7 protein-coding genes are annotated in these 6112 nt (G+C 42.6%); 5 read left to right on the top strand and 2 right to left on the bottom strand.

Annotated elements, in window-relative coordinates; all coding sequences use genetic code 11:
- Positions 1 to 507 (bottom strand): hypothetical protein (locus IQ270_RS27035; RefSeq protein WP_193976241.1); only part of this gene is annotated, 507 nt, incomplete at its 3' end.
- 120 nt (positions 508 to 627) lie between these two features.
- On the bottom strand, positions 628 to 1122 hold the full coding sequence (locus tag IQ270_RS27030) for a MerR family transcriptional regulator (RefSeq protein ID WP_193976240.1): 495 nt from the start codon (positions 1120 to 1122) through the stop codon (positions 628 to 630).
- 179 nt (positions 1123 to 1301) lie between these two features.
- Between IQ270_RS27030 and IQ270_RS27025 the strand changes: the two genes are divergently transcribed.
- From IQ270_RS27025 to IQ270_RS27005, 5 genes are all read left to right on the top strand, one after another.
- Positions 1302 to 1538, top strand: coding sequence for a DUF2188 domain-containing protein (locus IQ270_RS27025; protein WP_193976242.1), 237 nt, complete (start codon positions 1302 to 1304; stop codon positions 1536 to 1538).
- A 93-nt stretch (positions 1539 to 1631) separates the two neighbouring features.
- A complete protein-coding gene (locus IQ270_RS27020; RefSeq protein ID WP_193976239.1) occupies positions 1632 to 3578 on the top strand; it encodes a serine/threonine-protein kinase in 1947 nt (648 codons plus the stop codon).
- A 184-nt stretch (positions 3579 to 3762) separates the two neighbouring features.
- Complete coding sequence (locus tag IQ270_RS27015) at positions 3763 to 4845, top strand: nucleotidyltransferase (protein WP_193976238.1); 1083 nt, start codon at positions 3763 to 3765, stop codon at positions 4843 to 4845.
- The gene (locus tag IQ270_RS27010; RefSeq protein WP_193976237.1) at positions 4826 to 5308 is read left to right on the top strand and encodes a hypothetical protein; all 483 of its coding nucleotides are present in this window, start codon (positions 4826 to 4828) and stop codon (positions 5306 to 5308) included. Before IQ270_RS27015 ends, IQ270_RS27010 begins: the two co-directional genes overlap by 20 nt.
- Before the next feature lie 11 nt (positions 5309 to 5319).
- On the top strand, positions 5320 to 6112 hold a 793-nt coding region (locus IQ270_RS27005; RefSeq protein WP_228056743.1), incomplete at its 3' end, for a hypothetical protein.

Raw genomic sequence — 6112 nt, 5'->3', positions numbered from 1 at the left:
TCGTTGAATAGGACTCAGTATTTTATTCTCACTTGACTTAACCAAGGTATTTAACTCTTTTTCAAGAGTATCAATATCGCTGTTACTCGATTCAGATAGTGCAATTGCTGAACTTTTAAGGATATCTTCTTGCCGTGTAGCTAGTTTAATACTACTGATTAGAAAAACCATCAAGGCAAAGCCAAGCCATGCAACACAAAAGGTAATGTAGAGATTGATTGTCCATTCTGTTCTTAAAACAGTCAATAGACCACCAACTAAAGATAGTGTAGCATCTCCAAAGCTCTCTCTTTGGATAAAAATTAATAGGGCGGTGAAGACAACTAGAAGAATTAAAGAGGCTAGTCTTAAAGGAGAAAATAGCAAAGTAATTGAGATAATTAATACTGCTAATAAAATCCCAACTATTACTAAACCAGGAGCCACTTTATATGCAGCATTAACAAGTTGAAAAACCGCAGCTCTTAGCGATTCTTGAGAGGTACTTGTTTGAGAGTTATTATTCATGATTTATATAAATATTTATGACAAAAACCGATTCGCTCTCTATTTGAGGGAATTGAGAATGCGTAATTTCAATGAGATAGCAAAGTTTCTGGATTGTGGTTTCCACCCTCCTTCCCTATCCTAAGCTGCTTTATCTGGCTTGGCTTTAGCTCTCTGTTTAAAGCTTTCAAAGTCTACAACTTTAGACTTAACAGCCGCTTCCCACACATCCTTAATAATGTTAGCTAGCTGGGGAATAACAATCATTACAAATTGACCGATGCCTTTATTTTTTTTGTCCGCTACTTTCATTACCTGGGGCATATCAGTCCAATCATGCTTGACCCAATAAACTTCATCATTAACCACGACCAAGTGTTTATTTCTGAGGCTGTCATCAAAGCCAGTCTCGTTAAGGAACTGAATAATTTTCCTAACTGTCTGCAAGGAAACTTTTTGCCTGAGATGCCCGATCGCTCGAATCTCTAATACCTGTTCCCATGTATAGATTACCGTCGGCTTTTTGGAATTGCCGTATTTTTGAGGCACTACTACCCCTGTCCTGTCCAAGTAGGCAAGGCGACTCGATGTTGTCCCAGTTAGGGCTAGAGTTTCTTGACGGGTAAAGCCTTCCATAGCACTTGCTCTCCTGCGATAGCCTCCTGCAACTCCACTGCGACGGAATTGCCTTTACCCGTAACATACACCCATTCCTTCAACGTCTTAAGAAAAATTTAACATTTCTTATGGTTCTCAACGTACACCTTCTAAAACGTTATGTTAAATTGTAAAGGTAATTAACCCTGGTGAACTATATGGCTGAAGGGAAAAATCAGCACGTTGTCCCCCATAAGACCGGATGGGCAGTGGAGGGAGAAGGCGCTAGCAAAGCCACGCAGGTATTCACCACCCAGCAGAAAGCGATTGAAAGAGCACGAGAGATTGCTCAAAACCAACGATCGGAGGTGGTGATTCATCGGCGAGACGGGACGATTCGGGACAAGGACAGCTACGGCAATGACCCCTGCCCTGCGAAAGACAGAAAGCATTGAGGTCTGATGAGAGTGATTAGCCCAGTACGCGAGGCGACTCGCTCTTAGTGTCCTCTCCACTTGACTAGATTCTATTTCCAACCGATTACAAAGATGAGCTTGTGCGTTAATCCTCATTGCCCCAATCCAAAAAATGCCGATAATGTATTGCGCTGCTCTAGCTGTAGTTCTAATTTGTTGCTAGAAGGGCGCTATCGCGCCACTCGCTTGCTAGGAGAAGGCGGCTTTGGCAAAACTTACGAGGTTAGCGATCGCGGGCGACCTCCGAAAGTTCTAAAAGTTTTGATTAAAAACACTCCCAAGGCTGTAGAACTATTCAAGCGAGAAGCCGAAGTTCTATGCCGCCTCAAGATTTTAGGAATTCCCAAAGGTGAAGAGTATTTTATATTTACTCCTGGTAACAGTCAGGAACAAGTGCATTGCTTCGTAATGCAAAAAATTGAAGGCGAAAATTTGCAAGATTGGATGTCCCAGCGGGACGATCGACCGATCGGCGAAAAGAAAGCCCGTCTTTGGTTGGAGGAGTTAGTTTATATCCTCAGCGACCTCCACCAGAATCAGTTGTTTCACCGGGATATTAAGCCGTCCAACATCATGCTTTCTCAGAACGGATTGTTGGTATTAGTAGATTTTGGAACCGTGCGGGAAATCACCCACACTTACGAAGGAAAACACGCAGCCAAGCAAATCACGACTATTCATACCCCTGGCTACGCTCCCTTGGAGCAATTTAATGGTCAAGCTTCCCCACAATCCGATTTTTTTGCCTTGGGTCGTACTTTTGTTTATTTGCTAACCGGAAAGCATCCTAATGAATTCAACAATTCCTACGAACATGACCTTTACACTGACGAAATAGAAACTTGGCGCGATGAAGCACCCCACGTTTCACCCGTGTTTGCAGATTTTATCGACCAACTCATGGCGCGGCCCCTTCAGAATCGCTTTGCGGATACTCAGGCAATTTTGCAACGGCTCCAAGAAATCGACGAAATTTTGCATCCTCGCGTAGCCATTACGCTAGAAAGGTATCGATTGCAAAAAAAGTTGCAAAAAATGCAGAGGGATGAAGAACTTTTGTCTGATATTCGCCAGTTATCTCAACATTGCTTTGGGAGTTTTTCAAACGTACAGCCTGCATTGGAAAATTCAATAGATTGGCAACAAGTTGCCTTATACTGCACGTTGGGCGATTTATCATCTGGACATTCACAACCTGTACGCTGCGTCGCTATTAGTCCAGACGGGCAGTTCCTCGTTAGTGGTTGCGACGGTGGAGTTGTCAAAGTTTGGAACCCGATCGAGGAAGAAGAACTTTATACACTTAAAAGTCACTCAACAAGCGTAATTTCTGTAGCTATTAGCCCAGACGGCGAAACTTTGGCGAGTGCTAGTACCGATCAAACCATTAGATTGTGGAACCTAAAAACCGGGCAAGAAATTAAAGCCCTAAGAGGGCATTCAAATCCTATAACTTGCGTGGCTTTTCACCCAAAAAAGAATTCAGTTTTATTTAGCGGCAGCTTCGATACAACTGTCAGCGTTTGGAATCTTGAAACCGCTCAAATAACGCATACCTACGCCAGACATACTGGCGGTGTTACTTGCCTAGCCGTTCACCCCAACGGGAAAATTCTAGCCAGCGGCAGCCACGATTGTACTGTCATCATTTGGAGTAACCATACGCTCGTCGGTCATTCTGCTCCTGTGTTATGCGTAGCAATTAGTCCCGACGGACAAACTCTGGTTAGTGGCAGTCAAGACAAAGAGATTAAAGTATGGAACCCGAGCAACGGTGAGCTGCTTCGTACTTTGACCGGACATTCCGCCTCTGTCTTGTCTCTAGTAATAAGTCCAGACGGGCAGACTCTAGTTAGCGGTGGCGAGGATAAAACTATCAAAATTTGGAACTTAGAAACAGGGGAGGAAATTAAAACCCTCGCTCACAATTTGGCACCTGTTACCTCTTTAGCTATTAGTTTTGACGGTCAAATTTTAGCTAGCGGTAGTGAGGACTTTAGCATAAAACTGTGGAAATAGCGCCCTAATTTAAGAAATCCCGAATTTTGCTAACGGTTAGCACCGAATAAAGTACCGCTATCGATAAAATTGTCCGTGACAATAGCCTGGTTAACAAAACCGTAATTTAGTCCTTCCAGTGGCATATAAAAAAAGTACGCTATCATAGATTAATGAAATAAATTGACTCAAGTAATAATCATAAATGTTTCCTCTTACCATCTACTTTGAAGAACTGCTTAAAAATATTCAGCCACCTAAAGAACGGCTCGAAGAAGCCCAAGAGTTACCCTGGAAAATTCGCGACTACATTAAAGGCAGCAAAGATTTTTCAACTGTCTATCCGCATACTCGACTAGCAGGTTCCTATGCTCAACACATGGCAGTAGGCGATGTTAAAGATGTTGATACCCTGGTGCGAGTTCCCGGAGACCCGGAGGCTAATGAACCAGAAGCCAAGAAACTAATCCTGGATTTAAAGAAGTTGTTGGATAAGTTACCCGAATCCTTGGGACATGAAGGTTATGCTGCTCTAGACATTGAGCGAGCACGTCGCTCGATCCATGTGTATTTTAAGGACAAAGATTTTCATCTAGATTTCGTTCCTTGCATTGCGCCTGATGGATTTGAAAAATTGTTGTATGTTCCAGATCGGGGCTTCAATAAATGGATACCGTCTCATCCAATAGGTTACATTAATTTGCTCAATGAGTTAAATGAAAAATTTGATACCAAAGTAAAACCATTGGGAAAACTACTGAAACATTTCCGCGATTACCAGATGAAAACACGCAAACCCAAAAGTTATTGGTTAGGTGCTCTGTTGATTTACCATATTCAGAAAGGTAGTCTGGACATGACGCAATCGTTAGGAGTTCTGTTTCACGATTTGCTAGATGCTATTTATCGCCAGTACGATCATCTAATTTGGACGAGTACAACTGCAACTCCGAATCTTCCAGATCCCATGTTGGGACATAATGTTTCTTGGAATTGGACTCGCTCTCACTTTGAAACTTTTATGAAAAGGATTAAAGAGGGGCGTGGCTGGGCCGATAAAGCATTGCAAGCCAACGATCGCGAAACAGCAATCCTGTACTGGCAAAAAATCTTTGGAGAAGAGTATTTCCCTACAGAAGTGGAAATTAGTGCCTCGGAACTCGCGAAAGCCGGTTTACCAGGTCAGTCTTTTGTCACTTCTACTGGGTTGATTTTGCCAAGCCAGCCAGTTTCGGGCATCTACACACCTACACAATCTACCAAATTTCATGGGACTGAGCAAATTTGAATATTCGCAACTACAACCTATCGTTAATCCTGCACTGCAAAGTTTCCATATTTTACATCGATTCCCAGATTTCGCATACAGGCGCGAGCGTGGCGTGGCGGTATGGCGCGGCACACTTCAGCCTCGTCAGTTTTCCCAAAAATATCGAGTAGCTGTGTATTATAAGCTCAGTTCGTTCCCTACAGTGCGGGTGATCTGTCCTGCCTTAGCACCAAAAGCACCACATTTATGGAAAGACGGAACGTTGTGCCTGTACTACCCGCAGGAGAAACAGTGGCGGCGCGATATGTTAATTGCAACAACTATTATCCCGTGGACGGCGTTGTGGCTTTATTACTACGAATTATGGCTAGATACAGGTAAATGGTTGGGGCCATCTTCCCATGCTTCTGATAGCAAACTTCAGGGTGAAAAGGCTAATTATACTGAAGATAATGTACCTTTGAATAAACTATCTGAGTAATAGCAGCAATCATGACAGAGAGCGATCGCCTGACTCCTTCACTTTTAGAACCGCAATCTCGTGGTGGGGATATTGCTGAAGGGGGATTCTCCTTTCAAGATCATATTATCCTTGCCCACATCCCCCTATGGCTAGCACAGGATGGTTTTACAGCCATGCTTCGGGAAGGTATTGGTGATGTAGAGGCTAAATTTTTTGTTCCCGAACAAGGGTTTGTTACTGAATTGCTTGAAGTTAAGGTTCACACCTTACAACCGTCCCATTTTTGGAAGGAAATTAAGCGGTTTAAGGAAATTGATACGGGCAGCCCAAATACTTACCGATTGTTTATTTTGGTTGCTACAGGGATATCCAGAGACCTTGAACCTTTGGTGAATGGGTTACGCCGAGTTCGCAATCCCAACGACTTCTATGAAGATGATTCCCTTGTTAATGCAAATTCTCTCAAAGATTATATTCAAATTGTCAAAAAAAGTGGTGGAACCGAAGAAGATGCTAAATTTTTGTTAAACAAAGTAGAAATAGAAGTTGATTGGATCACGGCCAAATTACAAGGAGAGGCACTCTTTAAACAATCCTTTACTGACTATCTTCAAGAGTATAATGATTTGTCGATTAAAACGTTAGATGATATTTACAATAATTTAGGAATATTTCTCCGCCAGAAAAGGAATGAAAACATTACCCGTAAAGATTTGGAGAACAAAATTCGGGAAAAAATTCCCTCCAACCAACTGCCAGACCTACGTTCTATCTTGATTTACACAGCTACGTATAATGCGGACAATCCAACTCATCCAGGAC

The organism is Microcoleus sp. LEGE 07076 (assembly GCF_015207455.1).
Lineage (GTDB): Bacteria > Cyanobacteriota > Cyanobacteriia > Cyanobacteriales > Microcoleaceae > Microcoleus.
Note: the sequence above shows the minus strand (reverse complement) of the source record. Positions and strands in the feature narration are given on the sequence as shown.